Below are 26592 nucleotides of genomic sequence, written 5' to 3'. Positions count from 1 at the left end.
GGCAGTAAGACTTCACTTTAAATTTTCAAGCGAAACCCAAATATAAATGGGAGTTAACTACTCGTAAAGGTCGCGTCTGTTCAACTAACATTCAGCGGAAGAAGCACCTGGCTGAATGAGGTTTCACTTTAATGTGTCTAATAGTCGATAACGTGATAAAATAGAAATGATATGCAGGGAATAGGCTGATTCATGGCGAATAAAAGTATGTAGTACGTGGTGCTATGCTGGAAGGTGATCAGATTGGTAGAAGCATGGTTTATTGAATTAGCTAAAGGAGCTGGTAAACTATTTTTGAACCCGCTCCTGTACTGGGCAATTATCTTAATATTATTTAGCGGTATCCGAAGAATCAAACGGGAACGTAATAACTTCGGGACAAAAGTTTTTGGTCTCTTTGCGGAATGGAAGCACACATGGCTGGTATCCTTATTTTCCGGACTTATTGTATCGATCGTCTGTTTAGCAGGGGGAATGGTCTTTTCCTATGAAACCATTTTTCTAGTAAGTGTTGTAAGTATTATCATCAGTATTGCCTTACGATTTACCTATCTTTCCCCAAGCTATACGATTGGATTTACTTTTTTGCTATTGTTGTTTATTCCAGCTCTGAGGGCTCAAGAATTCGATGTAAATTTGAATGCTGAATTATTCTCAACAACGAATTTTTCCGGATTGGCAGTGCTGCTTGGTGTGCTGTTAATTGTTGAATCTGTTATGGTCAAACGTGTTCAACAAAACGACTCGTTTCCGGAACTGGAGATGGGGAAACGCGGAAAATGGGTTGGGCAACATCGCTTGAAAAAAGCAAGTATTATTCCATTTTTTGTCTTAGTACCGTCAGGAGCAATTACTTCATTTGTCTCGTATTGGCCATCAATTTCACTTGGTGGAGATACATATAGTTTGTTACTGGTTCCTTTTCTGCTTGGGTTTGAACATGTTATAAAAGGAAGTACGCCAAACCAAACGAAGAAGAAACTAGCCGTTTCTATTGGTACTCTTGGTGCAGTGGTGTTGATACTGGCTTTGGTGAGTGTGTTGTTCCCATGGGTATCGCTTGCTACGGTGATTATTGCTATTTTTGGCAGCGAGTTTATTCGGTATAAACATCGGGTTCATGATAATGCGTCTATCCCTTATTTTAATAGAGAGGGAAAAGGACTGAAGGTGCTGGCCGTTATTCCAGGTACACCGGCTGCCCGTTTGGATGTTTTGGCAGGTGAAACGATTCAAAAGGTGAATGGCAAACGAGTCAATCAACTAGCCGACTTTTATCAGGCACTACAGACAAGTGGGGCATATTTTAAGATGGAAGTAATTGATGAGTCCGGAGAGATTCGCTTTGTCCAGAGTGCATTCTACCAGGGGGACCACCATGAATTGGGTATTTTGTTTACGAAGGAGAAGTACCGACAAAAAAGTAAAACACACGGACGTATGAACCAGGAAGCATAAACCATGATGTGTTCAACGTTCATTAACATAAAGATAAAGCGACACGTTACTTGTTAATGTGGTGCTTTATCTTTTTTTATTGTCAAAACGACATTGCTATGCCTTCCTAACATCTTGCTTAAACACTATATTAACAGTGGAAACAATAATAATTTGAAAATTGTATCAATATTCGCCTTTTCGTGATCTGCATCACTAGGTCATTATGTAGAATTGTGTATGATGAAGGCGGTTATCACGTTATGAATGTCAGAGTTTAACAGTCGAGAGAAATGAAAGCAAAGGGAGGTTTTATGATGAGTGTGCAAACAGTAGCATGGGTAACATCTTTGTTATTTATGCTCATTATTGTGATCGTGTTTGGTTATGTTGCGATCAAATCGCGGGAGCGGCAAGCCTACGAGCCAATTAAAAAGAAATGGTATAAAGCCCGTAAGTTCTACGGTATGACACTAGTGGTGTTCATGCTGGTTATAACCATTTATACGTTACGTGAGCTGCCATATGATATTCCGGTATATGGAGCGGAAAAAGAAGCAATCGTTGTCGACGTAGAAGCGATGCAATTTGCGTTTCAGATGAGTGAGACAGAGTTTACGGTGGGAGAGCCGGTTGAATTTCATGTGACAAGTCGCGATGTGAACCATGGATTTGGGATTTATGATGAGGATATGACGTTAATTGCACAGACACAGGCTATGCCCGACTATACTAATAACGTCTATATCACTTTTGACAAGCCGGGGACATATCAAGTTCTATGTTTGGAATACTGCGGACTTGCCCATCATGCAATGATTCAGAAATTTGAAGTTAAGTAGCTAATCATAAAGAGGTGAAGATCATGCGTTATACGGTAGATCAAACAAATACAGTAAAACCCGGAAATAACCAAGTAGTTGCTTATTTGGTGATCAGTGGAATAATCGTGATTGCCATGATGGTCTTTGGAATTTTAATGCTCTTACAGCAAGGTGGGGTTATTAATATTGATGCCGCCAATTTTTATCAATTTTTAACGATACATGGGACGGGAATGGTCGGTGCTGCGGCGTTGGCAGCCACTGCGATTATGAGCTATTTCTTAAATAAATATGCTCCCTTGTCAGAAAGGATTTTTCGGATCAACTTAGTCCTGTTTCTCATTGGCCTTGTGATGGTGGTTATTGGTGTATTTTCATTCAAATATGCAAGTGCCTGGACATTTTTATACCCATTACCAGCAATATCGGCGAATGCGTGGGGAACAGTGGGAGCGCTTCTTTATCTTGTCGGGATGCTTATTCTTGGTGTTGGTTTTCTCCTGTTTTACCTGGATGCTGCACGGGCGATTATGAAACGATATGGCAGCTTGGGAAAAGGACTTGGCTGGGATGTCATTTCCGGTAAAAAAGCAGAACAGGATGCACCACCAGCAGCCGTTGTAGCGAGTACGATGGTCATTATTGTGAATACAACGGCTATTACTGCTGGCGGAATTGTACTGATTATGAATATCATTAATGTGGTCAATCCTAGTTACACCTTTGATCCGTTGCTTGCGAAGAATTTAACCTATGCGTTTGGACATATATTTGCGAATGCGATTATTTACATGGCTGTTATTGCGGTCTATGAAATTTTGCAAAAATATACCAACCGCCCATGGAAATCAAGTAAGTCATTTTTGGTGGCCTGGACAATGTCCACGACATTTACGTTGTTTATTTATACACATCATTTATTAATGGATTCCGTTATGCCAAAATGGACACTCATTCTTGCACAAATTCTATCCTATTCGAATGGACTTCCAGTGCTGGTTGTTACCGCATATGGTGCATTGATGATTGTGTACAAATCCGGAATTAAGTGGGATATGGCATCAGGTTTAATGTATGTAGCCATGCTCGGTTGGGTGCTTGGCGTGGTACCGGCGATTACTGATGCAACAATTGTCGTTAACCATGTGATGCACAATACGAAATGGGTACCAGGTCACTTTCATATGTATATGGGACTCGGTGCGTTGGCAATGATTTTTGGGTTTATGTACTATTTAGCAAAAGAAGAACGAAATATATCAATTACGATATTGGATAAATTCGCATTCATTATCTATACATTAGGATTCATCGGAGTGAGCGGCTCATTTCTTGTATCTGGCTATTTGAGCACACCAAGGCGCTGGGCAACCCACTTTCCGGAATGGATGGGACCGGCTCAATTTGGCGCTGTTTCTGGTATGTTTCTCGTTCTTGCGGTTGTGATATTTGTCATTCATTTTATCCGGTTTTTATCACAACGGAAGATACCAAAAACCGTTCATGATTATCACGACAAACAGCTTGCATAGGGCAAAGTAATCGTTATTTGAATGTGTGGTGACAAAAATGAGCCAAATGAAAACGGGAATTGTATTATATTGTTTGTTGCTATTGCCTCCGACTGTGCAGTTTCTAGAATCGATTATGCTGTTTCACATGCTTGTCCAGCTCCCGTTATTAATTATGTCCGGGTGGCTGATCGGTAGTTATATAATGGAACGATTCCATAGCTTTTTCGATAGATTCAATAATAACGGGATTCCGGGTATACTGACTGTTATCATGATTACGATGTACTGGATGCTGCCAAGGGCATTGGATGAAGCACTTACCCTCTGGTACAATGAATTGTTTAAGTTTGTGAGTCTTCCGTTGTTAGCAGGGGTATTGTTGCGTGACAGTTGGAAAAAGCTGCAAACCGTTGGCAAGAGTTTTGTCTATTTAAATTACGTGCCAATGTTCGGGCTAATGGCATGGCTATATATTGATTCACCAATACAAATTTGCAACAACTATTTAGCTGGACAGCAAAAGATACTAGGATGGGGATTCTTATTCATCACGACCGGCATGATTCTTTATTTATTGCAGAAAGTATTTACTGATTCATCAGAACCACAATAATGAAATGACTGGCTATCTTTATTCCATGATCAATTTGGATAAAGATAGCTTTTTTATATGTTCAATTAATCACAAATAAATAAATCAAAATTCTTATCTTATCCTATTTATAAAGTGAAACTTCATTCAGTGGGGGGGTTTCGACGCACAGGCGGGTAGTTGACCCTCACTTATCTTTTTTAGTTCCACCTCAAAATCTTGAAGTGGGGGTCTTACTGTTCGTTAAAGCGGGACAAATAATTTTTTGCTGGATAAGAATACGACTAAAACCTATTATTAAAAGTCAGTATATCAGGGTATAAATAACCGTTTTTGTAACGTATGTATCATAGACAAGATGTGTATAGTGCTTTGTCACAGGCTGTTAGGATTTCTGACAAACCTCGTTCATTATTGCACATGAAAATAGTGATACGAATCACAAGGGGTACCCTTCATCAGACGTAGAATTAAGGTACAAGGGATGATAAACCTAATATTTTTGTACAACCAATCCCCTTGAAAAAATAATGGTGAGGTGTTGAGAATGTATAAGAAAAAAGTAGGTGTCTTAGCAGGTTTGTTGCTTTTATTCGGTACTTTTATGTCAGCATGCGGAACGGCTGGAACACAAGCAAACGAGCCACCGGCAAATCACGTGAACCAGGACAAACAGGATGAAGCTGTTATTGAAAATGTCGGTCCACATGAAGGGATAAATCAAGAGCCTGTACCTATTAAGACAGAACGGGTTGGCGATCATGAAGTAAATATTGAAATGACAGCTCAAGTTACTGATGTTGAAATTGACAAGGGTAAAATATATAAAGCTTGGACGTTTAACGGTACCGTTCCAGGTCCGGTCGTTCGGGTAAAAGAGGGAGACACACTGAATTTCACACTTAATAATATGGATCCGGAAGTGCCCCATTCGGTTGACTTCCATTCGGTATATGCTGCACCAAGTGAGGATTACGCGGATGTGAAACCGAATGAAAAAGGAACGTTCAGCTATGAAGTGGGTTCACCTGGTGTTTATATGTACCATTGTGGCACAGATCCAGTATTGCAGCATATTGCAAATGGCATGTATGGAACCATGATCGTTGAACCAAAAGATGGCTACCCAACCGATGATGCGATTGATAAAGAAATTACCGTTGTGCAAAGCGAGTTTTATAAGGATGGAGATCATGAGGAAATGCTTAATGGACAACCGGAATATGTCGTATTTAATGGAAGTACACCCGCAATGAAGGATGAAACAATCGAAGCAAAGGTTGGCGATACGATTCGCATTAACTTCCTTGATGTCGGACCAAATGAGGTATCAAGCTTCCATGTGATTGGTTCTCAACTGGAAACAGTTTATATTGACGGGGATCCTCGAAATGTCGTACAAGGTTTGCAGACATCGATGGTACCAGTATCCGGCTCGATTGTCGCCGAATTCACTGTCAAAAAACCTGGCACATACAAATTTGTCACACACGCATTTGACCATGTGACGAAGGGTGCAGCTGGTATTATTGAGGTAACCAAATAAAAAAAGGAGAAAATATAGCAACTTTCTCCCTGACAAATAAACGTATATAGATTATAAGATAAAAGAAATGTAAACACAAGAAAAAAGTCTGCACCAAGATGGTTGCAGGCTTTTTTCTTGCCGTGGAAACCTCACGTGTTTCACTTAATGCCAACGTGGAAATACTTATATAAAAGTCCCTGAGCAAAATAATAGAATATTTGTTCGTTCATGTGTTAAAATAATAATATATTTATTCCACTCTTAACGGGCAGTAAGACTCCCACTTCAAGATTTTGAGGTGAAACAAAAAAGGATAAATGGTATTCAACTGCCCGTAAAGGTCCAATTGTTCAACTAACATTCAGCGGGGGAAAGCACTCCGCTGAATGAAGTTTCACTTTATGTTAAACTATGGGAAGAAGATAGATCGGAGGCTTGCCGTATGGAAAATCAATTTGAACTGGTGGCGAACTATGAACCTCAAGGGGATCAACCTAAAGCGATTGAGGAGTTAGTTAATAAAATATTAGCAGGACAACGGCACCAGACATTGCTTGGGGCAACGGGGACAGGGAAAACATTTACGGCGTCAAACGTTATAAAAGAAATTAATCGCCCAACCCTCGTAATTGCTCACAATAAAACATTAGCGGGGCAGCTTTATAGTGAGTTCAAGGAATATTTTCCAAATAATGCAGTAGAGTATTTTGTAAGCTTTTATGATTATTACCAACCGGAGGCTTATGTGCCTTCGTCTGATACATTTATTGAAAAAGATGCAAGTATTAATGATGAAATAGATAAATTGCGACACTCCGCAACGTCAGCGTTATTTGAACGAAATGACGTGTTAATCGTTGCCAGTGTGTCCTGTATTTTTGGTTTAGGGTCTCCGGAGGAATACGGCAGCCAGGTATTATCATTACGCATGGGGATGGAAAAAGACCGTGATAAATTGCTGCGTGAACTGGTTGATATTCAATATGCCAGAAACGATATTGATTTTAAACGCGGTACTTTCCGGGTGCGTGGGGATTCCGTTGAAGTGATCCCCGCATCGAATGAAGAGCATTGTTTACGAATCGAATTCTTTGGTGATGAGATTGACCGGATTCGTGAGGTGGATGCTTTGACAGGTGAAATCATTGGAGATCGGGAACACGTTGCTATCTTTCCGGCTTCCCACTATGTAACCCGTGAAGAAAAACTGAAAAAAGCAATTGAAGGCATCCAAAAGGAATTGGAAGAACGTTTAAAAGAATTGCGTGACGACAATAAACTATTGGAAGCACAACGGTTGGAGCAGCGAACCAACTATGATATCGAAATGATGCAGGAGATGGGTTTTTGTTCCGGTATTGAGAACTACTCTCGTCATTTAGCTTTAAGGGAAGCGGGATCAACACCGTATACATTACTCGATTATTTTCCAAAAGATTATTTAACCATTATTGATGAGTCACATGTTACACTGCCGCAAATAAAAGGGATGTATAATGGGGACAGAGCGAGGAAACAGGTGTTAATTGATCATGGCTTCCGTCTGCCGTCAGCGCTTGATAACCGGCCATTGCGATTTGAGGAATTCGAAAAACTGTCTAATCAGCTTGTCTATGTATCTGCAACACCCGGACCATATGAAATGGAACATTCGCCGGATGTGACCGAACAAATCATTCGACCAACAGGACTTCTCGATCCTGAGATAGATGTACGTCCGATCAAAGGCCAAATTGATGATTTAATTGCCGAAATTAATAAACGGACCGAGCGAAATGAACGTGTATTGGTAACAACCTTAACGAAAAAGATGTCCGAGGATCTGACAGATTATTTAAAAGAGCTTGGCATCAAAGTTGCTTACCTGCATTCAGAGATAAAAACCCTGGAGCGGATCGAAGTTATTCGCGATTTACGTGTCGGCAAATTCGATGTCCTCGTTGGCATCAATTTATTGCGGGAAGGATTGGATATCCCTGAAGTGTCACTTGTGGCTATTCTTGATGCGGACAAGGAAGGATTTTTACGGTCTGAACGTTCCCTAATCCAAACGATGGGCAGGGCGGCAAGAAATGAACATGGCGAGGTTATCATGTATGCCGATAACCGAACAAATTCCATGCAGGTCGCGATTGAGGAAACGTATCGCCGCCGGGAAAAACAGATGGCCTATAATGAAGCACATCATATTACACCGATGACGATCCGCAAAGAGGTCCGTGATGTCATAAAAGCAACTGTGGCAGCAGAAGATCAGGAAACGTATGATGAAAAGGGAGCAAATCTGACAAAGCTGCCGAAGAAAGACAAGGAAAAAGCCGTAGCGAATATGGAGAAAGAAATGAAAGAGGCAGCCAAAGCGCTTGATTTTGAAAAAGCGGCTGAGCTGCGTGACGTTATACTCGAATTGAAAGCAGATATATCATAACTAAAATGAAAAGGATGACTGTTTCATGCCTAGTAAAACAATCCAAATTAAGGGTGCCAGAGCACATAATTTAAAAAATATCGACATTACCATTCCCAAAAATAAACTTGTCGTCCTTACCGGCTTATCCGGATCAGGAAAATCGTCACTTGCTTTTGATACGATCTATGCAGAAGGGCAACGTCGCTATGTGGAATCACTCTCGGCCTATGCCAGACAGTTTTTAGGACAAATGGATAAGCCAGATGTTGATACCATTGAAGGGTTATCCCCGGCGATTTCCATCGACCAGAAAACAACGAGCAGAAACCCGCGTTCAACCGTTGGAACGGTTACGGAAATTTATGATTATTTGCGACTGTTGTTTGCTCGCGTGGGACGGCCAACCTGTCCTCGTCATGGGATTGAAATCAGTTCGCAAACAGTACAGCAGATGGTCGATCGTATACTGGAATATCCCGAACGTACGAAAATGCAGATCTTGGCCCCGATTGTTTCCGGACGTAAAGGGGAGCATGTTAAGATATTTGAAAAGTTGAAGCAGGAGGGATACGTAAGAATTCGTGTCGATGGTGAAATGCGTGAAGTCACCGATGAAATAAAATTAGAAAAGAATAAAAAACATTCGATTGAAGTTGTCGTGGACCGGATCGTTGTCAAAGAAGGTGTGGAGGGGCGAATCAGTGATTCCATTGAAACTGCCCTGGGCCTTGGCGAAGGAAATGTTATTGTTGATGTTATTGGGGAAGAAGAACTGAAATTCAGTGAAAACCATGCCTGTCCGATTTGCGGCTTTTCCATCAGTGAACTGGAACCGCGCTTGTTTTCGTTTAATAGTCCATATGGTGCATGTCCAACCTGTGACGGATTAGGAACCAATTTAGTAGTTGATTTAGACTTGGTGATACCGGATTGGGACAAGACATTGAATGAACATGCAATTGCAGCATGGGAGCCCATCAGTTCGCAGTATTATCCACAGTTGCTTAAGAGTGTATGTACGCATTATGGAATCGATATGGACATACCGGTTAAAAAAATACCTAAACAGCAAATAGATATTATCTTACATGGCAGTGGAAAAGAAAAAATCCATTTTCATTATGTCAATGATTTTGGGAAAGTTCGTGATAACGATATTATGTTTGAAGGGGTATTAAATAATATAGCCAGACGGTATAGGGAGACTTCCTCAGACTTTATTAGGGAAACCTTGGAAAAGTACATGGCGAATAAAAATTGCCCAACGTGTCATGGGTACCGGCTAAAGGAAGAAGCACTTGCTGTATTAATTAATGGACTGCATATCAGCAACGTTACCGATTTTTCGATTACCGAGGCCAATCACTTTTTCCGTCATCTTGAGTTGACGGAAAAAGAAGAAAAAATCGCCCGGATGATTCTTAAGGAGATTGATAACCGGCTCACGTTTTTAAATAACGTTGGATTGGAATATTTAACACTGTCACGCGCGGCTGGAACATTGTCAGGCGGGGAAGCTCAGCGGATTCGTTTGGCAACACAGATTGGTTCGGCGCTGACAGGTGTATTATATGTTCTGGACGAGCCATCCATTGGACTCCACCAGCGGGATAACGATCGGTTAATCAACACATTAAAGCAAATGCGTGATTTGGATAACACGCTGATTGTGGTAGAACACGATGAAGATACCATGCTTGCCGCTGATTGGCTGATAGACATTGGCCCTGGTGCAGGTGACCATGGCGGCACAATTGTTGCGAGCGGAACCCCGGAAAAAGTCATGGATAACGACCATTCTTTAACAGGTAATTATTTATCAGGCAAAAAATTTGTCCCTGTACCAGCTAAGCGTCGCAAGCCAACCAAAAAGAAAATCGAAGTCGTTGGTGCCGAAGCGAACAATTTAAAAAATGTAACGGCAGCATTTCCAATCGGACTAATGACCGTTGTCACCGGTGTATCTGGTTCAGGGAAAAGTACACTAGTAAACGAGATTTTGTATAAAACATTGGCGAAGCAGCTGAACAGGGCCAAGCTGCTTAAACCAGGGAAACATAAGAAGATAAATGGGATCAATAATATTGAAAAGGTAATTGATATTGATCAATCGCCAATTGGCCGAACCCCTCGTTCCAACCCGGCCACATATACGGGTGTGTTTGATAATATTCGGGATGTATTTGCCCAGACGAACGAAGCCAAAATCCGCGGCTATAAAAAAGGCCGATTCAGTTTTAACGTTAAAGGCGGGCGCTGTGAGGCATGTCACGGCGATGGTATTATTAAAATTGAAATGCACTTTTTACCGGATGTGTACGTGCCATGTGAAGTGTGTCATGGTAAACGGTATAATCGGGAAACGTTGGAAGTGAAGTATAAAGGGAAAAGCATTGCTGATGTATTGGACATGACCATTGAAGAGGCATTGGACTTTTTCGCTAATATCCCAAAAATAAAACGCAAGCTGCAAACCATTTACGATGTAGGCTTGGGCTATATTAAGCTTGGACAGCCCGCCACCACATTATCTGGTGGGGAAGCACAACGGGTAAAGCTGGCGAGTGAATTACACCGCCGCTCCAATGGGAAATCGTTCTATATCCTTGATGAACCAACAACAGGGCTGCATGTAGCTGATATTGAGCGGCTGTTAAGTGTATTACAACGGCTGGTTGATAATGGGGACACGGTACTGATTATCGAACACAATCTAGATGTGATTAAAACCGCCGATCATATTATCGATTTGGGTCCTGAGGGTGGCGACCGTGGTGGAGAAATCATTGCAAAGGGTACGCCGGAACAAATAACTGAAATAGAACAGTCCTATACTGGTCATTACTTGAAACCAGTGCTGGAACGTGACCGCGAACGAATGAAAGTCATGCTAGAAGAGAAGGAAAAGGTAGGGTCAAACTAACGATTACCGACATGAAACACGGAAAAAAGTGTTACATCCGAATGATGATTCAAATTTCCTTATGTGGAATTTGTAATCGTTCGGATTTTTCCTTTGTTCAGAGTTCCAATTAACGTGGGACGGAGTTTGTTTTTTGGCAAACCTGGGATTACCGAAAAATAAGGTGATTTTGGAAGTAAATATAATATATTCTATGGAATGGTAAAAAAATTTTGAAGGAAATTGGTTCCCCTTGGAGAATAAGTTACAGAAAGGCAGGAGATTTTATGTTTATAGGTGATGGTTATGAAGAAATTATGCCTAATCGTAACTTTATTGCTTTCTATATCAATAGGGACTATTGGATGTGGTAACAAAGCACAAGTTTATGGATTAGTGTCAGATCAAAAAGGGAAATACTCTCTTGCAGTAGTAGGTGATGATCAAATAGATAATAAATTAGAAAATGCAAATTTAATGAAATCTATATTTAGAATAGAAACTAATTCTAATTATGATGATGCAAAAGAGAGTATGCCTTTTTTAAAAATAGAAGATAATAAACCTAATTATTTTGTATTTGATACTAAAGATTTAAAATATCAAACTACATCTTTTGAAAAACTTGTAGAATATATAAAGGACAATCCAGATCCGAAATAATACGACTAAGTAAAGTGGACCCCATGTCAAAGACACTTTGAAAAAAACTACTAATTTTTTTGCTTGTTCCTCTTATGCTTGCTTCATAGGAGGAGCGGTGACAAGTCGAAGCACACGCTAAAAACTAAGAACGTGTGCTTTTGTCATCCACCAAATTTATCAAGTTTGGAAGCGTTAGAATTTTTTGTTTTCCGGGATGAACATGCGTTACGAATCTACCCCAATTGGATGGTTAGATATTTTAAATCTCTTAGAGAAGAGGAAAAATGGCAATACTTTCTAGCTATCGAAAGGTTGTCAATCAAATGCTATCCGAATCATACTTTATCGATCAATTAAAATGGATGTTAAAGTATCCATCCATCGAATTAGAATAATTAATGAAACCAGAGTCCATGGAGGAAAAAGCGGGCAAATTTTTTGACGCGCTTCTTTTCGTTCGGTAATGTTAAAGAGTAGGCTTTAGAGAGGAGCAGGTAGATGGTACCGATTGACAAAGAGGCTGTACAGCAGCAACTGGAACAGTTTATTGACAAAGATGTATATATTCATTTAGAAACGACAAATGGTGCCTATGCCAGTCATGTGAATGAAAAGGCATATACAGTTGGCGCATATATTCGCAACGCAAAAGTGAAATTCACACAGGCCAAGCTTATTGGTGATGGTAAATCATATCGTGCCGGATTAAAGATGGAAATTGGCTGGATTTATGCAGAAGGGCTGACCGACTGGACAATCCACCAGGACAACCAGTTATTGCTAGCTGGTCACGATCGAGAAGGACGTTTAATGGTATCACTGGAACTAAGTGAAACCCCATTTCGCTATTAAAATAGGTGGCAAGTATGAACGAGGTCGGTTAACACCTCACTTTGAAAATCCTCTAATGAAAGGATGAGAATGATGGAAAAACACGTGGTGGTAATCTATCCGCATCCCGATGATGAGTCGTTTGGTGCTGCAGGAACTATTACACAATTTCGTGAACAAGGAGTCCCTGTTACTTATCTATGTGGCACATTAGGTGAAATGGGCCGCAATATGGGTAACCCGACATTTGCTAACCGGGAAACATTACCGGAAATTCGTAAAGAAGAACTAATCGCCGCTTGTAACGCACTCGATGTGAATCTGCGTATGCTCGGATATCGTGACAAAACGCTTGAATTTGAAGATCGGCAGCAGGTGGCAAGTCATCTGAAGACTATATTGGAAGAAATCGAGCCGAGTCTCGTTATCACGCATTATCCTGGCTATGCTGTCCATCCTGACCATAATGCCCTGGGGGCGGCAGCTGTGGAGGCTGTCCGGCAAATGGATGAAGCAAAGCGGCCAGTTGTATGGGCCCAGGCGATTTCCAATAATTATGATGAAGACCTTGGCAAACCAGATATACGTAATGATGTAACATCTGTTTTTGCCAAAAAAATGGCGGCCATTATGTCCCATAAATCACAAGCAAATGGTGTGCTCGGTCAATTCCATCATGCTACAGGAAATGACGTTGATATAATGGAACGTGCGAAACAGTCGTTAGGAAAAGAACGATTTTTCATTTGGAATTATTAATGAATTATTAACACTGGAATATCCCTGTCAACACAAAATGGCAGGGATATTTTAAAAAAGAAGAACATTTCGCCTGCTCCAGACCGTATATATGGAGTAGAAGCATAGAGAATGAATACGGAGGAGGGAAAAGAATGTCCAAACGGTTAACTAGGTCGATTCGGAATCGAAAAGTTGCTGGTGTGCTTGGTGGACTTGCGGAATATTTTAATATCGATGCGACGATCATTAGACTGGCATTTGTCATCTTGCTTGTTTTCAGTTTTTTCTCGCTGTCATTGATTTATTTACTGGCAATTATGATTGTGCCGAATGATGGTGAGGTGTATTAATGCTTTTACGATGGCTTTTGTCCATTTTTTTAAATGCGGTGGCACTTATTGCCGTTGCCCAGTTGTTTGAATCCTTTCATTTAGAGGGGTTTGGTACTGCAATTTTAGCAAGCTTCATTCTGGCTATTTTAAATATGCTTGTTAAACCTTTGTTAATCATTTTCACCTTGCCGATTACGATTCTGTCTCTTGGGTTATTTTTGTTTATAATTAATGCGATCACGCTGATGATTGCCCAAGGACTCATGGATGCTTCATTTGTTATCGACGGATTTGGTACCGCCATCATTGCATCGATTGTCATTTCGATTTTAAATCTACTATTGAATCAGTTGATTAAAGATACGATGCGGTAACTGCTTTCCTGATTTTCGGCATCGCAGGTTTTAGCCTGCGATGTTTTGTATTTAAAGGATACAGAATAAATACTAAATGCTCACAATGGAGGGTGTCACTTTTTCGGTTACGGTATTGTAAAAATATGCTACAATGAAAAGCAGTTATCTGTTTTACAATAAGCACATTTCTATCTGAGCAAGTTAAAATAACAGGCTAAAGGCAGATCAGCTCCGTGTACAAGCTGATTTTGGCTCCCTTACGACGCAGTATGGAACCTTAACGGAATGATCACGTTTCATGGCTGCTGATTGGAGGAAGAATATATGGAAATCGTTCGGACCAAAGATTTATTAGCAAATTTTAATTTGACGCTAGTAGCGGGTGAAGATGGCATACATAGAGAAATAACGACAAGCGATATCTCACGGCCAGGCATCGAAATGACCGGCTATTTTAAGTATTATCCAAAAGAGCGCTTGCAATTAATAGGCAAAACAGAAATGGCTTATTTTTTAGATCTTACCAATAGTCAGCAAAAGGATCGAGCCGACAAATTATGTACGGACATAACACCAGGAATTGTTATTAGCCGTGGTATGGATATTCCACTACCTTTAATCGATGCTGCTAATGAGTTTGGGGTACCTATTCTGCACTCGCCTAGGAAGACAACCCGGGTAATCAGCAGGCTGACCAATTATTTAGAAGCAAAATTTGCTCCGTTTACCGCTATCCATGGTGTATTGGTTGACATATACGGAGTTGGTGTTTTAATAACCGGACAAAGTGGTGTAGGAAAAAGTGAAACAGCGCTGGAGTTGGTAAAACGCGGTCACCGACTAGTTGCCGATGATAGTGTTGAAATACGACAGGAAGATTATGATCGGTTAATCGGGAATGCCCCGTCACTCATTGAGCATCTGCTGGAAATCCGAGGCCTGGGTATCATTAATGTGATGACATTGTTTGGTGCTGGGGCCGTGCGAAGTTATAAAAAGATTTCTTTAATTATCAATTTGGAACTCTGGGATGAAAAGAAACAATATGATCGGCTTGGTCTCGATGAAGAAAAAATGAAAATTATGGATGTCGAACTTCCTAAAGCGACAGTTCCGGTTCGCCCGGGGAGAAACCTTGCTGTTATTATCGAGGTTGCTGCTATGAATTTTCGCTTGAAGAAAATGGGGGTAAATGCTGCCGAAGAGTTTTCGGAGCGGTTAACTTCCATGATTGAACAAGAAAAAGATGATCTGGAACAGGAGTGATTTTGTTGACTTGCAATGCACCTGCACTTAACCGTGTGTTTTTAGAAATCGGCTCATTAACCATTTACTGGTATGGCGTCATTATTGCGGCTGGAGCATTTATCGGTTTATATTTGGCAACGAGAGAGGCCGACCGACTTGGGCTTAAGAAGGATATCATTGTTGATTTGGTTGTCTTTGCCATTCCCATTGCCATTATTTGTGCGCGAATTTATTACGTTATTTTTGAATGGGATCAATATAAAGATGGGCCGTGGTGGGGCGTATTCGCAATTTGGAATGGCGGCATTGCGATTCATGGAGCCTTGATTGGTGCCGTATTGACCGCCATCGTATTTTCCCGAGTGAAAAAAGTATCTTTCTGGCAGCTGGCGGATATTGTAGCACCAAGCGTTATTTTAGGACAGGCGATTGGGCGCTGGGGTAACTTTATGAATCAAGAAGCACATGGTGGACCTATCTCAGAAGCTGCCTATCATAACTTCCATCAATATTTACCTGATTTTATTATGAATCAAATGTGTATTGACGGAATCATGTACCATCCGACATTCCTTTATGAATCATTCTGGGATATTCTGGTGTTTATCTTCCTGTTAGTACTCCGTAGATTCAATCCAGTTCGTGGAGAGGTATTCCTGGCCTATGTCATGACCTATTCCGTTGGCAGGTATTTTGTAGAAGGGATGCGCACCGATAGCCTGGTTTCCGGAGGACTTCGTGCGGCACAAGTCATTTCTATTGTCATCATTGTTGTCGGTATTGCCTTGATTGTCTACCGCCGTAAATCTGGAATGGCAAACCATCGTTATGACGGGACGAAATTAACGCCGAAAAAGAAGTAGTTGAACAGACATCTGCAACATGAAGAGAGGGAATGAACATATGAGTATCGAAACAATCTTGTTCGATTTAGATGGAACACTTATTGATACGAACGAATTAATTATTGCTTCCTTTGAACATACATTCGGGCATCATGGACATGCCATAACAAGAGAACAGGCAATTGAATTTATAGGGCCGCCTTTGATAGAATCCTTTGCCAGCGTGGTTCCCGAGCAGCAGGTTCCCGCCATGATTGAAACGTATCGCGAACATAATTTGTTACATCATGATTCTTATGTAACAGCATTCCCATATGTAGTTGAGACATTGGAAGAGCTGAAAAAACGTGGATTAAAATTGGGAATTGTTACAACTAAAATGCGCCCGACCGTTGATAAAGGAATCACATTAACGTCAATAGAATCATTTTTTGATACCATTATCACGCTTGATGATGTTACTCATGCTAAGCCACATCCTGAGCCGGTTGTTCAGGCGATGAAGCGGCTAGATGCACAGGCGGATTCAACGATCATGGTTGGGGATAATTCCCACGATATTGAAGCAGGTCATCATGCTGGTGTCTTAACAGCTGCTGTTGCATGGTCGTTAAAAGGAAAGGATAAATTACAAGCGTACCATCCTACTTATATGCTTGATGATATCAGAGAATTGTTAACGATTATAGAGGTGTAAACGATGCGCAGGACGAAACGGTATGCTGTTAAAAACGCCAACGCCTTATGGCAAATTTATCATACAGTGTCTTTTTGGAAGGTGATGAAAAACTTTATCATCATTCAATTAGCTCGCTATACTCCATTTTTGGCGATGAAGAACTGGTTATATCGAACATTTTTACATATGACCGTTGGCGATAAAACGGCTTTTGCTTTAATGGTCATGCCAGATATTATGTTTCCGGAAAAAATATCGGTCGGAACGAATAGTGTGATTGGCTACAATACAACGATTTTAGCACATGAATATCTAATTAAGGAATATCGAATTGGTGAGGTTGTTATTGGTAATGAAGTAATGGTCGGTGCAAATTCAACGATATTACCGGGAGTGCAAATTGGCGACAGGGCGATTGTGTCGGCTGGGACACTGGTTAACAAGGATGTGCCTGCCGGTGCGTTTGTCGGTGGAAATCCAATGCAGCTTATTTATACAAAGGATGAAATGGAACAGCTGCAGATGGATGAGTGAGTCCAAAATTCTTTTCGAATGCGCATATATATGTTACACTGTAGTTAAGTTAATAGAAGTTGGACGGAGAAACGGAGAAACCACAAATCATTAATGGCTATCATTAGTGTGATTTGTGGTTTTTTTTATGAATAGGATTCCGTCCACTGCAAATAAATTCCAGTTCCTCATAATCCGAAGATAAACGGGTAATGATATCTATAAACGGGAATGGAGTTATAGGGAGTGATGGAACATGACGAATTTTTCTAGCTTTAACCGGGAATCTATTATGGAACGTCTGACTGATAAACAACTTGACGTTTTAGTGATAGGCGGTGGGATCACTGGATCAGGTATTGCCCTGGATGCCGTAACACGAGGATTATCCACAGGTGTGATTGAAATGCAGGACTTTGCTGCAGGTACATCCAGCAGGTCCACCAAGCTTGTCCATGGAGGTTTGCGATATTTAGCACAATTTGAGGTAAAAATGGTTGCTGAGGTTGGTAAAGAACGGGCAATTGTTTATGAGAATGGTCCACATGTAACGACACCAGAATGGATGATGCTTCCATTTCATAAGGGAGGGACATTTGGCCCGTTGACAACAAATATCGGGTTGCGTGTCTATGATTTTCTTGCAGGTGTAAAAAAAGGGGAACGACGAAAAATGTTGAACCCGGATCAAGCGCTAAAGAAAGAGCCACTCATTAAACAAGATGAATTAAAAGGTGCGGGTTATTATGTGGAATATAAGACGGATGATGCACGTTTAACGATTGAAGTCATTAAAAAGGCTGTGCAAAAAGGTGCTCATGCGATTAATTATGCAAAAGCAACGGAATTCATTTATGACGATTCCGGAAAAGTAACCGGTGTACGTGTTCAGGATCAATTAACCGGGGACATGCATGAAATTTTCGCCAAAAAGGTTGTCAATGCTTGTGGCCCATGGGTGGATGATCTTCGTGAATTAGATGGTTCAAAAAAAGGTAAAACCTTACATCTGACAAAAGGCGTTCATTTAGTGTTTTCGAAACAGCGTTTTCCGTTGCAACAAGCAATTTACTTTGACGCTCCTGATGGCCGGATGATCTTTGCGATTCCACGTGATAATAAAACGTATGTTGGGACAACGGATACGAGCTATGACGGGAATATCGCCCATCCAACAATAACGGAGGCGGATCGCGATTATTTAATTGACGCGATTAATGATATGTTCCCAACCATGGATATGAAAGCAACAGACGTTGAATCAAGTTGGGCTGGTTTACGTCCATTAATCGCAGAAAATGGCAAAAATCCGGATGAGATCTCCAGAAAAGATGAAATATTTGTTTCCGATTCTGGTTTAATTTCGATGGCCGGAGGAAAATTAACCGGCTACCGCAAAATGGCCGAAGAGGCGGTAAACACGGTAGTTAAACAACTAAAAGCAGAAGAGGGAATTTTATATTCTTCATCGCAAACGCATGATTTGCCAATATCCGGAGGGGAAGTTGGTGGCTCTAAAGGATTTCAGCGGTTCAAGGAGCGGAAAGTTGAAGAAGCACAAGCGCTAGGCATGGATGAAGAAACAGCGTTAATGTTAGTGAAGAAGTACGGTGCAAATATCGATACGATTTTTGAGATATATCAAGCCAAACAAGCGGAAGCAAAGGAAGAAGCCATTGATCCAATTGTGTTTGCGCAGCTTATTTACGCACTGGAATATGAACTAACCTATAAACCAGTTGATTTTTTCATCCGTCGTACCGGAGGATTATTCTTTGAGATAAACTGGGTTCGGACGCATAAGGATAAAGTGATTTCCTATATGGCAAAGCGTCTAAACTGGACAAAGGAAACGGAAGAAGCATATCGTAATGAACTGGATGAATTACTTCATGAAGCAGTAACACCAGAAAAGTAACACGTATAGAAAAAACTCCTATTGTAAAAAGAAATAGGGGTTTTTCATTTTGTTAGGAAAACTAATCCCTTTCTATGCTTATATATGGTATACTTTGTTCGGTATGTTGTATGTCGATGAAGAATGAGGGAGTAAGTGTGCAGCAATTAAAAAGTAAAATACAAAAAAATAATAAACCAAATAACGTTCTTCCGTTTATACCTGAAGGCGATTTTTATTTTACAAAGGGTGTGGAAGCCTTCCAGAAAAGGAAATTTGATCTTTCCTTAAAATGGTTTCAAAAAGCGATTGAACAGAAACCAAACGATCCGTTATATCATTGTCAAATGTCAATTGTATATACAGAAATTGGTGCCTATCATGCGGCAAACCAGTTATTAACCGAGGTAATACAATTTACCCAAGAAGAATACATGGACTGTTATTATTTATTGGCAAATAATTATGCCCATTTAGGATTGTTACAGGATGCAAAGAAATATGCGTTATCATATCTTGATAAGGAACCAGATGGTGATTTCAGCGAGGAAGCGAAAAGTTTACTTGAGCTGATTGATATCGATGAAGATGAGGAAGAGTGGGACTTAGAGGAAGAGGACGAACTCTTGATTTATCAAGAAACCGTTTTTTATCATATGGAAAATTTGGAATGGGATAAGGCACTGCCATTAATTGAAGAAATGATGACGGTATTTCCAGAGTATACAGCGGTCAGGCATGATTATGCCGAGGCACTGTTTCATAGCGGTTTTCCTGAAAAGGCGATTCAGATCGAACATGATTTATTGAAAGAAGATCCTAACTCATTGGTAAGCCGGTCCAATCTGGCTATTTTTTGTCATGCACATAATCAGCGAGCAGAATGCGAAACATATGTGCAAGCATTGTTACATGTATATCCTATTCAAGAACAGCAAAAGTTACGTATAGCAGTAACGTTAGCAAAAATTGGGTTGCATGCTGATGCGGTACCCCGATTCCACATGCTGGCGAAAGGGATCGTGAAGAACCATCCATCGTATTATCGGTGGTACAGTCGTTCGCTATCTCAAGTAGGAAATACAGAAAAAGCCTTAAAATTGTGGGAAGAAGGCTGTAAAAAACACCCGAAGCTTGTACGTGAAGGTGACCTTGGAAATCGTAATTGAGCAGAATAATAGACGAAAGGTACCGATTCTTATACGATAAGGGTTGGCTGAATTAAATATATATAAAGGGGCTGAATTATATGTCCGAAGAACGAATTTATGATGTAATCATTGCTGGAGCTGGTCCTGCTGGTATGACTGCAGCGGTTTACGCATCGCGGGCAGATTTAGACACATTAATGATCGAACGGGGAATTCCCGGCGGCCAAATGGCTAATACGGAAGATGTGGAGAACTATCCTGGTTTTGAAAACGTGCTAGGGCCGGATTTATCTAATAAAATGTTCGAGCATGCCAAGAAATTTGGTGCGGAATATGCGTATGGTGATATTAAAGATGTAGAAGATCATGGCGAATATAAATTGATCAAAGCTGGTAAACATGAATACAAGACACGTGCCCTAATTATTACAACAGGTGCGCAATATAAAAAATTAGGAATACCTGGTGAAGAGGAACTGGGCGGCCGTGGTGTTTCATATTGTGCCGTTTGCGATGGAGCCTTTTTTAAAGGGAAAGACCTAGCAGTAGTCGGTGGCGGTGACTCGGCAGTGGAAGAGGGGATTTATTTAACCCGCTTCGCCAATAAAGTAACGGTTATCCATCGCCGCGATCAACTAAGAGCGCAAAAGATAATTCAACAGCGCGCATTCGATAATGATAAAATCGAATTCATTTGGGATACAGTTGTGGATACCATTAATGGTCCAGAAGGAAAAGTGAGCAGTTTATCGTTAAGCAATAAAGACAATCGGGAAAAAAGTGAATTCGCTGCTGACGGGGTATTTATTTATATTGGGATGGTCCCATTAAGCGAGCCATTCAAGTCGCTTGGTATAACGAATGAGGATGGCTATATTCCAACAAATGAAAACATGGAAACAAGTGTCCCGGGCGTATTTGCTGCTGGCGATATTCGTGAAAAAGAACTTCGACAAATTGTGACAGCAACCGGCGATGGCAGTATTGCAGCCCAATCGGCTCAAGGCTATATTGAAAATCTGCTGGAAGAATTAAAAACGGCAAAGTCTTAAAAAATCATAAAAAGAAGTAATTTCATTTTAACGCTGTTGTAACACGCTCGAAACATTCTAGGGGTATAATAAAATATAACTAATTGACCCCCTTTTAATAAATAAATTAGTTCTTGCACAGACACTTGTTGTCTGTGCTTTTTTTATCGTCTAGGAAATTATAAATTTTTAAGCCTGTGGTTAACTATTTATAGATAGACGACCACGTCCAGCTCCAAGCGCCAAAAAGAGGCGCCCTGCGATAAGTCAACATCGGCTCAGGGGACAAAGGAAGGCCGACTAAGAACGGGCTTGCCGCCCAAAGTCGGCATATCCCTGTTGCAGGGGCATGTTTCCTTTATCTCAATTACGCCGCTCCAATCTCTACGTTTTTAAACGGCGCTTTCCGCTTTTGTTCTGTACTTGTCCAATTATGTCGTTTTGTCCTCCTCCAGTTAATTCTGTTCTAATCATATTCTTGTTGCTCATTCATCTTTTCCTGTATAATAGAAGTGGTGTATTTAAATGATTCCCTCTAAGAAAGAGGTGTATATATGCAGCGAGTGACAAACTGTATATTAATACATGATGATCATGTATTGGTGATTAAGAAGCCAAGGCGTGGATGGTATGCGATTCCTGGAGGGAAAATGGAGCAAGGTGAATCCATTAGGGAATCGGTAACAAGAGAATTCTTGGAAGAAACGTCATTAGTCTTAGAATATCCACGCTTGACGGGAGTTTTTACATTTAATATATATGAACGGGAGAAGATCGTTCAGGAGTGGATGATGTTTACCTTTGTTTGTTATAACTATAACGGAAAGATCACCTCATACTGTCGAGAAGGTGAGCTTGAGTGGATCCCATTGCACCGGGTGCAGCAATTACCAATGGCCGAGGGAGACCACAAAATCTTTCAGCATGCACTTCGATCGAATGAATTATTATATGGTGCCTTTTCGTATACAAGCGAATATGAGTTGCTTGATATGCGGCTGGATTCAGCCAACCCGACCACATCAAGCAAGGGGGATGCGTAATGAGTGAAATGGAGCAGGAAACAAAATTAGTTGTTATTACCGGGATGTCTGGAGCGGGGAAAACGGTTGCTGTACAAAGCTTTGAGGATCTTGGCTATTATTGTGTTGATAACCTGCCACCAGCTTTACTGCCAAAATTTTTAGAGTTGATGCGGGATGCTACAAATAACATTCGTCGTGTTGCTCTTGTGATGGATTTACGGGGACGCGAATTTTTTGACTCACTATTTGAAGCACTTGATATATTGGGAGAGGCGGATTGGCTACAGGAGCATGTTATTTTTCTAGATGCCAAAGATGAAGCACTGGTGACTCGGTATAAGGAAACACGTCGTTCCCATCCATTAGCGGTTGGTGGTCTGCCGCTGAAAGGGATTAAACAGGAACGCAAGATTTTAGATGAGCTACGAGGGAGAGCGCAGCGCATTATTGATACAACCAATTTAAAGCCACGGGAACTTCGTGAAAAAATTCTTCAGGCCTATGCAGAGGATAAACAGGAGATTTTTTCTGTTCATCTGGTTTCATTTGGTTTTAAATTTGGTGTTCCAATCGATGCGGATTTAATGTTTGATGTGCGGTTTTTGCCGAATCCACACTATGTTCCACATTTACAGCCATTAACTGGACTGAATCAGGATGTAGCTTCATATGTATTTAAATGGACAGATACCCAGAAATTTAATGATAAGGTTCTCGATTTATTACAATTTATGCTGCCACAATACAAAAAGGAAGGAAAGTCACAACTAGTTGTGGCGATTGGATGTACCGGCGGGCAACATCGATCGGTGGCCTTGGCGGAGTATTTTGCCAAGCAACTATCAACTGGGTATATTACCCACATTACCCATCGGGATATTGATAAACGGAAAGGACATCATATATGAGCAGAAATAATCAGCCAAAAGTAGTGGTCATTGGCGGTGGAACAGGAATGCCGGTTATTCTGCGGGGGTTGAAGGATTTTCCAATTCAGTTAACGGCACTTGTAACGGTTGCCGATGATGGTGGTAGCACTGGCCGATTGCGCTCAGAGATGGCAATCCCGGCACCGGGAGATATTCGCAATGTTATTGCTGCCTTATCAGATGCGGAACCAATGCTGCTAGATTTGTTTCAGCACCGCTTTGCAAATGGGAATGGGTTGTCCGGTCATTCGATGGGAAATCTGCTGCTGGCCGCAATGACGTCAATTACCGGTGATTTTTATACCGGGATCAAAGAAATCTCTCGTGTTCTAAATGTGAAGGGGAAAATTTACCCAATTTCGAATGAAAGCATGTCATTGCATGCTAAAATGACCGATGGCTCGATAGTCTCTGGAGAATCTGCTATTCCACTGGCACATAAAAAAATTGAACGGGTATTTTTACAGCCCCAACCGATAAAGCCATTGCCAAATGCAGTAAAGGCTATTCACCAGGCAGATCTAATTGTCATTTCTCCAGGAAGTCTGTATACGAGTATTATGCCAAACTTGATCATTCCACAAATTGATACCGCCCTTCGGCAAGCAAAGGGCCAGGTGGTCTATGTTTGTAATGTGATGACTCAGGAAGGGGAGACAACAGGATATACGGCAAGTGACCATGTCAAAGCAATATATGAGCATGTTGGAAAAGGCTGTGTGGATTCCATCATTGTTCATAATGAACCAATTAGCGAATCGGTGCGTAACGTCTACGCGGAAGAAAACGCGAAACCGGTTATTTATGACATCGATCAGCTGTTGGCCATGAATTTGCAGGTTATTGAAGGAGATATTATCGATCATTCGCGCTTCACGTTAAGGCATGATACCCATAAGATTGCGAAACTGCTTTTTACTATCCTGGAACAATCAAAGGATGCATAGCTACCGTGTGAGGATGTACCGAAAGAGGGAGGTGAGGGGATGTCCTTTGCGTCAGAAATAAAAAAAGAACTGACTTCCATGGAAATAGATCCATGTTGTAAACTAGCTGAGCTTGCAGCATTGATTCGCATGAATGGAGCTATTTCACTTTCAAAACAGGAATATGTGCTTGATATACAAACGGAAAATGCTGCAATTGCCCGGCGGATTTATACATTAATTAAATCTTCCTATGCCCTTCCTGTAGAATTGCTTGTGCGTAAGAAAATGAAGTTAAAAAAAAATAACGTTTATATTGTCAGGTTGAAAGAGGATGTGCAGGAACTGCTGTCTGATCTGGATATCCTTGAGGGGCCATATACATTCGTACGGACGATTTCCGATCAGTTTTTAAATAAGACCTGCTGCAGGAGATCTTATCTGCGGGGAGCATTTTTAGCAGGAGGATCGATCAATAATCCAGAAACATCTTCGTATCATTTGGAAATCTTTAACTTCTATCAGGAGCATAATGATGCATTATGTGGACTGTTAAATAGTTTTGATTTGAAGGCACGTAAACTGGAGCGGAAGAATGGTTATATTACTTACATTAAGGAAGCAGAAAAAATTACCGAGTTCTTAAATTTAATTGGGGCACATAATGCGCTATTTAAGTTTGAGGATGTCCGAATTGTTCGTGATATGCGTAATTCAGTTAATCGCTTGGTAAACTGCGAGACGGCAAATTTAAATAAAACGATTGGTGCGGCATTCAGACAAATTGAAAATATTAAGTTTATTGAACAAACAGCTGGATTAGAGGTCTTACCCGAAAAACTCCGGGAAATAGCGGTTTTACGGATTCAACACGAAGACGTCTCGTTAAAAGAGCTAGGAGAATTAGTCAGGGGTGGAAAAATATCTAAATCTGGTGTCAACCATCGCTTGAAGAAAATTGATGAATATGCGGAAAAACTGCGTAGTGGAGGAAATTTGGGCATGCCAAATAGCTAAATGTCATGCACTTTTCACGTATTTCATGGTATACTATGTGATAATTCAGTAGCATCTTCTTGAAAAAGGGTGCTACGTTCAGATGATGACAGCGTTTACAAAAAAAGAGGAGATGATGGTAGTGGTTGAGAGGTCTGTGACAGTGGAGCTTGAAGCAGGATTACAGGCAAGACCGGCAGCACGTTTCGTTCAGGAGGCAAATCGATATGGCTCACATTTGTTTTTGGAAAAGGATGGAAAACGGATCAATGCCAAAAGTATTATGGGGCTTATGAGTCTGGCTGTTGGAACTGGAGAAACAATTACGTTAATTGCTGAAGGTGCTGACGAGGAATCTGCTATTAATCATTTGGCTTCGTTTGTTACAGTATCAAAATAGAAAAGCTAGGAGCCATGGCTTTTTTCTGTTATAGCGTTTATATCTACAACTATTCATAAAGAAAACAAAGGCAGACCCAATTAAGTAGTCTGCCTTCATGTTTTTATTTCGTTTATTTATCTTTATCTGTGTTTCGTTCCAGCACTTTATCGATTAAACCGTATTCGGCTGATTTCTGTGCGGACATAAAGTTATCCCGTTCTGTATCGTGTTCAATGACCTCTAATGGCTGACCTGTACGTTCGGCCATGATTCGATTCATTCGCTTCTTGATTTCAATGATGCGTTTTGCATGGATTTCAATATCTGTTGCTTGACCTTGTGTACCGCCTAATGGCTGGTGAATCATAATTTCACTATTTGGCAGTGCATAGCGTTTTCCTTTTTCGCCGGCGGTTAATAGGAATGCTCCCATTGATGCTGCCATTCCAGTGCAAATGGTTGACACATCCGACTTAATAAACTGCATAGTGTCATAGATAGCCATACCTGCTGTAATGGAGCCACCTGGTGAGTTAATGTAGATCGAAATGTCTTTTTCCGGGTCTTCAGCCTCTAAGAAGAGTAATTGGGCGACGATGGAGTTAGCTACGTTGTCATCGATGGCGCTTCCCAGCATAATGATTCGGTCTTTAAGTAGTCGTGAATAAATGTCATATGCACGTTCTCCACGATTGGTTTGTTCAATAACTGTAGGGATTAAATTCATGTGTAAATCCTCCTTCATTCAAATTGATCCATTTGGATTGGATAGTTTCATCATAACGAATAGGTCAAAAAAGGTCAAACAAAAACGATCGACTGAAATCGCATTTTTTGCTGAAGCACGTCTTTCTATCG

Annotated in this window: 25 protein-coding genes; 24 read left to right on the top strand and 1 reads right to left on the bottom strand. The window is 40.8% G+C overall.

The window, feature by feature from the left end:
- Positions 1-243: 243 nt before the first annotated feature.
- The 24 genes from WMZ97_RS04390 (at position 244) to WMZ97_RS04275 (ending at position 25752) form a co-directional block, all read left to right on the top strand.
- Positions 244-1458, top strand: coding sequence for a PDZ domain-containing protein (locus WMZ97_RS04390; protein ID WP_343270858.1), 1215 nt, complete (start codon positions 244-246; stop codon positions 1456-1458).
- Positions 1459-1751: 293 nt separating this feature from the next.
- Positions 1752-2279: a cupredoxin domain-containing protein gene (locus tag WMZ97_RS04385; protein ID WP_343270857.1), complete on the top strand. Its 528-nt coding sequence runs from the start codon at positions 1752-1754 to the stop codon at positions 2277-2279.
- A 23-nt stretch (positions 2280-2302) separates the two neighbouring features.
- A complete protein-coding gene (locus WMZ97_RS04380) occupies positions 2303-3793 on the top strand; it encodes a cbb3-type cytochrome c oxidase subunit I (protein WP_343270856.1) in 1491 nt (496 codons plus the stop codon).
- A gap of 37 nt (positions 3794-3830) precedes the next feature.
- A complete protein-coding gene (locus WMZ97_RS04375; protein ID WP_343270855.1) occupies positions 3831-4388 on the top strand; it encodes a hypothetical protein in 558 nt (185 codons plus the stop codon).
- Positions 4389-4914: 526 nt separating this feature from the next.
- Positions 4915-5913, top strand: coding sequence for a multicopper oxidase domain-containing protein (locus WMZ97_RS04370; RefSeq protein WP_343270854.1), 999 nt, complete (start codon positions 4915-4917; stop codon positions 5911-5913).
- A 424-nt stretch (positions 5914-6337) separates the two neighbouring features.
- Positions 6338-8323: an excinuclease ABC subunit UvrB gene (uvrB, locus tag WMZ97_RS04365; RefSeq protein ID WP_343270853.1), complete on the top strand. Its 1986-nt coding sequence runs from the start codon at positions 6338-6340 to the stop codon at positions 8321-8323.
- Positions 8324-8348: 25 nt separating this feature from the next.
- On the top strand, positions 8349-11228 hold the full coding sequence (gene uvrA / locus WMZ97_RS04360; RefSeq protein WP_343270852.1) for an excinuclease ABC subunit UvrA: 2880 nt from the start codon (positions 8349-8351) through the stop codon (positions 11226-11228).
- 276 nt (positions 11229-11504) lie between these two features.
- A complete protein-coding gene (locus tag WMZ97_RS04355) occupies positions 11505-11870 on the top strand; it encodes a hypothetical protein (RefSeq protein WP_343270851.1) in 366 nt (121 codons plus the stop codon).
- A gap of 480 nt (positions 11871-12350) precedes the next feature.
- Entirely contained in the window at positions 12351-12704 is a 354-nt protein-coding gene (locus tag WMZ97_RS04350) for a YojF family protein (protein WP_343270850.1), read from the top strand.
- A gap of 72 nt (positions 12705-12776) precedes the next feature.
- Positions 12777-13442, top strand: a complete 666-nt coding sequence (gene bshB2, locus WMZ97_RS04345) for a bacillithiol biosynthesis deacetylase BshB2 (RefSeq protein ID WP_343271092.1) — start codon at positions 12777-12779, stop codon at positions 13440-13442.
- 134 nt (positions 13443-13576) lie between these two features.
- Positions 13577-13774 carry a PspC domain-containing protein gene (locus WMZ97_RS04340; RefSeq protein WP_343270849.1) on the top strand — a complete coding sequence of 66 codons (198 nt, stop codon included), beginning with the start codon at positions 13577-13579 and terminating at the stop codon, positions 13772-13774.
- A complete protein-coding gene (locus WMZ97_RS04335) occupies positions 13774-14130 on the top strand; it encodes a phage holin family protein (RefSeq protein WP_343270848.1) in 357 nt (118 codons plus the stop codon). The genes WMZ97_RS04340 and WMZ97_RS04335 overlap by 1 nt, the downstream gene beginning before the upstream one ends.
- Positions 14131-14436: 306 nt before the next feature.
- The gene (gene hprK, locus WMZ97_RS04330; RefSeq protein WP_343270847.1) at positions 14437-15378 is read left to right on the top strand and encodes an HPr(Ser) kinase/phosphatase; all 942 of its coding nucleotides are present in this window, start codon (positions 14437-14439) and stop codon (positions 15376-15378) included.
- A gap of 5 nt (positions 15379-15383) precedes the next feature.
- Positions 15384-16223 carry a prolipoprotein diacylglyceryl transferase gene (gene lgt, locus WMZ97_RS04325; RefSeq protein WP_343270846.1) on the top strand — a complete coding sequence of 280 codons (840 nt, stop codon included), beginning with the start codon at positions 15384-15386 and terminating at the stop codon, positions 16221-16223.
- A gap of 40 nt (positions 16224-16263) precedes the next feature.
- Entirely contained in the window at positions 16264-16902 is a 639-nt protein-coding gene (gene ppaX, locus WMZ97_RS04320; protein WP_343270845.1) for a pyrophosphatase PpaX, read from the top strand.
- Positions 16903-16905: 3 nt separating this feature from the next.
- Positions 16906-17418: an acyltransferase gene (locus WMZ97_RS04315; protein WP_343270844.1), complete on the top strand. Its 513-nt coding sequence runs from the start codon at positions 16906-16908 to the stop codon at positions 17416-17418.
- A 235-nt stretch (positions 17419-17653) separates the two neighbouring features.
- Entirely contained in the window at positions 17654-19315 is a 1662-nt protein-coding gene (locus tag WMZ97_RS04310) for a glycerol-3-phosphate dehydrogenase/oxidase (protein ID WP_343270843.1), read from the top strand.
- A 137-nt stretch (positions 19316-19452) separates the two neighbouring features.
- On the top strand, positions 19453-20463 hold the full coding sequence (locus tag WMZ97_RS04305; RefSeq protein ID WP_343270842.1) for a tetratricopeptide repeat protein: 1011 nt from the start codon (positions 19453-19455) through the stop codon (positions 20461-20463).
- A gap of 80 nt (positions 20464-20543) precedes the next feature.
- On the top strand, positions 20544-21497 hold the full coding sequence (trxB, locus tag WMZ97_RS04300) for a thioredoxin-disulfide reductase (protein WP_343270841.1): 954 nt from the start codon (positions 20544-20546) through the stop codon (positions 21495-21497).
- A 533-nt stretch (positions 21498-22030) separates the two neighbouring features.
- The gene (locus WMZ97_RS04295; protein ID WP_343270840.1) at positions 22031-22519 is read left to right on the top strand and encodes an NUDIX hydrolase; all 489 of its coding nucleotides are present in this window, start codon (positions 22031-22033) and stop codon (positions 22517-22519) included.
- Positions 22519-23409, top strand: coding sequence for an RNase adapter RapZ (gene rapZ / locus WMZ97_RS04290; protein ID WP_343270839.1), 891 nt, complete (start codon positions 22519-22521; stop codon positions 23407-23409). The genes WMZ97_RS04295 and rapZ overlap by 1 nt, the downstream gene beginning before the upstream one ends.
- Entirely contained in the window at positions 23406-24377 is a 972-nt protein-coding gene (locus tag WMZ97_RS04285) for a gluconeogenesis factor YvcK family protein (protein ID WP_343270838.1), read from the top strand. Before rapZ ends, WMZ97_RS04285 begins: the two co-directional genes overlap by 4 nt.
- Positions 24378-24416: 39 nt before the next feature.
- Positions 24417-25373, top strand: a complete 957-nt coding sequence (whiA, locus tag WMZ97_RS04280) for a DNA-binding protein WhiA (protein ID WP_343270837.1) — start codon at positions 24417-24419, stop codon at positions 25371-25373.
- A 121-nt stretch (positions 25374-25494) separates the two neighbouring features.
- On the top strand, positions 25495-25752 hold the full coding sequence (locus tag WMZ97_RS04275; protein ID WP_343271091.1) for an HPr family phosphocarrier protein: 258 nt from the start codon (positions 25495-25497) through the stop codon (positions 25750-25752).
- A gap of 112 nt (positions 25753-25864) precedes the next feature.
- Here the strand turns inward: WMZ97_RS04275 and clpP are convergent, their stop codons facing one another.
- Positions 25865-26461 (bottom strand): ATP-dependent Clp endopeptidase proteolytic subunit ClpP, encoded by a 597-nt coding sequence (clpP, locus tag WMZ97_RS04270; protein ID WP_343270836.1) that lies wholly within the window; start codon positions 26459-26461, stop codon positions 25865-25867.
- Positions 26462-26592 lie beyond the last annotated feature (131 nt).

Origin of the sequence: Lentibacillus songyuanensis (genome assembly GCF_039548255.1) — a bacterium.
GTDB lineage: Bacteria > Bacillota > Bacilli > Bacillales > Amphibacillaceae > Lentibacillus_C > Lentibacillus_C songyuanensis.
The sequence above is the reverse complement of the archived record's forward strand: the minus strand, read 5'-3'. Positions and strand labels throughout refer to the sequence as shown.

What these genes read in the sequence shown, in the direction of transcription:
- WMZ97_RS04385 (WP_343270857.1), top strand. Translation starts at nt 1,752, where the DNA reads ATGATGAGTGTGCAAACAGTAGCATGGGTAACATCTTTGTTATTTATG.
- WMZ97_RS04380 (WP_343270856.1), top strand. Translation starts at nt 2,303, where the DNA reads ATGCGTTATACGGTAGATCAAACAAATACAGTAAAACCCGGAAATAAC.
- WMZ97_RS04375 (WP_343270855.1), top strand. Translation starts at nt 3,831, where the DNA reads ATGAGCCAAATGAAAACGGGAATTGTATTATATTGTTTGTTGCTATTG.
- WMZ97_RS04370 (WP_343270854.1), top strand. Translation starts at nt 4,915, where the DNA reads ATGTATAAGAAAAAAGTAGGTGTCTTAGCAGGTTTGTTGCTTTTATTC.
- uvrB (WP_343270853.1), top strand. Translation starts at nt 6,338, where the DNA reads ATGGAAAATCAATTTGAACTGGTGGCGAACTATGAACCTCAAGGGGAT.
- uvrA (WP_343270852.1), top strand. Translation starts at nt 8,349, where the DNA reads ATGCCTAGTAAAACAATCCAAATTAAGGGTGCCAGAGCACATAATTTA.
- WMZ97_RS04350 (WP_343270850.1), top strand. Translation starts at nt 12,351, where the DNA reads ATGGTACCGATTGACAAAGAGGCTGTACAGCAGCAACTGGAACAGTTT.
- bshB2 (WP_343271092.1), top strand. Translation starts at nt 12,777, where the DNA reads ATGGAAAAACACGTGGTGGTAATCTATCCGCATCCCGATGATGAGTCG.
- WMZ97_RS04340 (WP_343270849.1), top strand. Translation starts at nt 13,577, where the DNA reads ATGTCCAAACGGTTAACTAGGTCGATTCGGAATCGAAAAGTTGCTGGT.
- WMZ97_RS04335 (WP_343270848.1), top strand. Translation starts at nt 13,774, where the DNA reads ATGCTTTTACGATGGCTTTTGTCCATTTTTTTAAATGCGGTGGCACTT.
- hprK (WP_343270847.1), top strand. Translation starts at nt 14,437, where the DNA reads ATGGAAATCGTTCGGACCAAAGATTTATTAGCAAATTTTAATTTGACG.
- ppaX (WP_343270845.1), top strand. Translation starts at nt 16,264, where the DNA reads ATGAGTATCGAAACAATCTTGTTCGATTTAGATGGAACACTTATTGAT.
- WMZ97_RS04315 (WP_343270844.1), top strand. Translation starts at nt 16,906, where the DNA reads ATGCGCAGGACGAAACGGTATGCTGTTAAAAACGCCAACGCCTTATGG.
- WMZ97_RS04310 (WP_343270843.1), top strand. Translation starts at nt 17,654, where the DNA reads ATGACGAATTTTTCTAGCTTTAACCGGGAATCTATTATGGAACGTCTG.
- trxB (WP_343270841.1), top strand. Translation starts at nt 20,544, where the DNA reads ATGTCCGAAGAACGAATTTATGATGTAATCATTGCTGGAGCTGGTCCT.
- WMZ97_RS04295 (WP_343270840.1), top strand. Translation starts at nt 22,031, where the DNA reads ATGCAGCGAGTGACAAACTGTATATTAATACATGATGATCATGTATTG.
- rapZ (WP_343270839.1), top strand. Translation starts at nt 22,519, where the DNA reads ATGAGTGAAATGGAGCAGGAAACAAAATTAGTTGTTATTACCGGGATG.
- WMZ97_RS04285 (WP_343270838.1), top strand. Translation starts at nt 23,406, where the DNA reads ATGAGCAGAAATAATCAGCCAAAAGTAGTGGTCATTGGCGGTGGAACA.
- whiA (WP_343270837.1), top strand. Translation starts at nt 24,417, where the DNA reads ATGTCCTTTGCGTCAGAAATAAAAAAAGAACTGACTTCCATGGAAATA.
- clpP (WP_343270836.1), bottom strand. Translation starts at nt 26,461, where the DNA reads ATGAATTTAATCCCTACAGTTATTGAACAAACCAATCGTGGAGAACGT.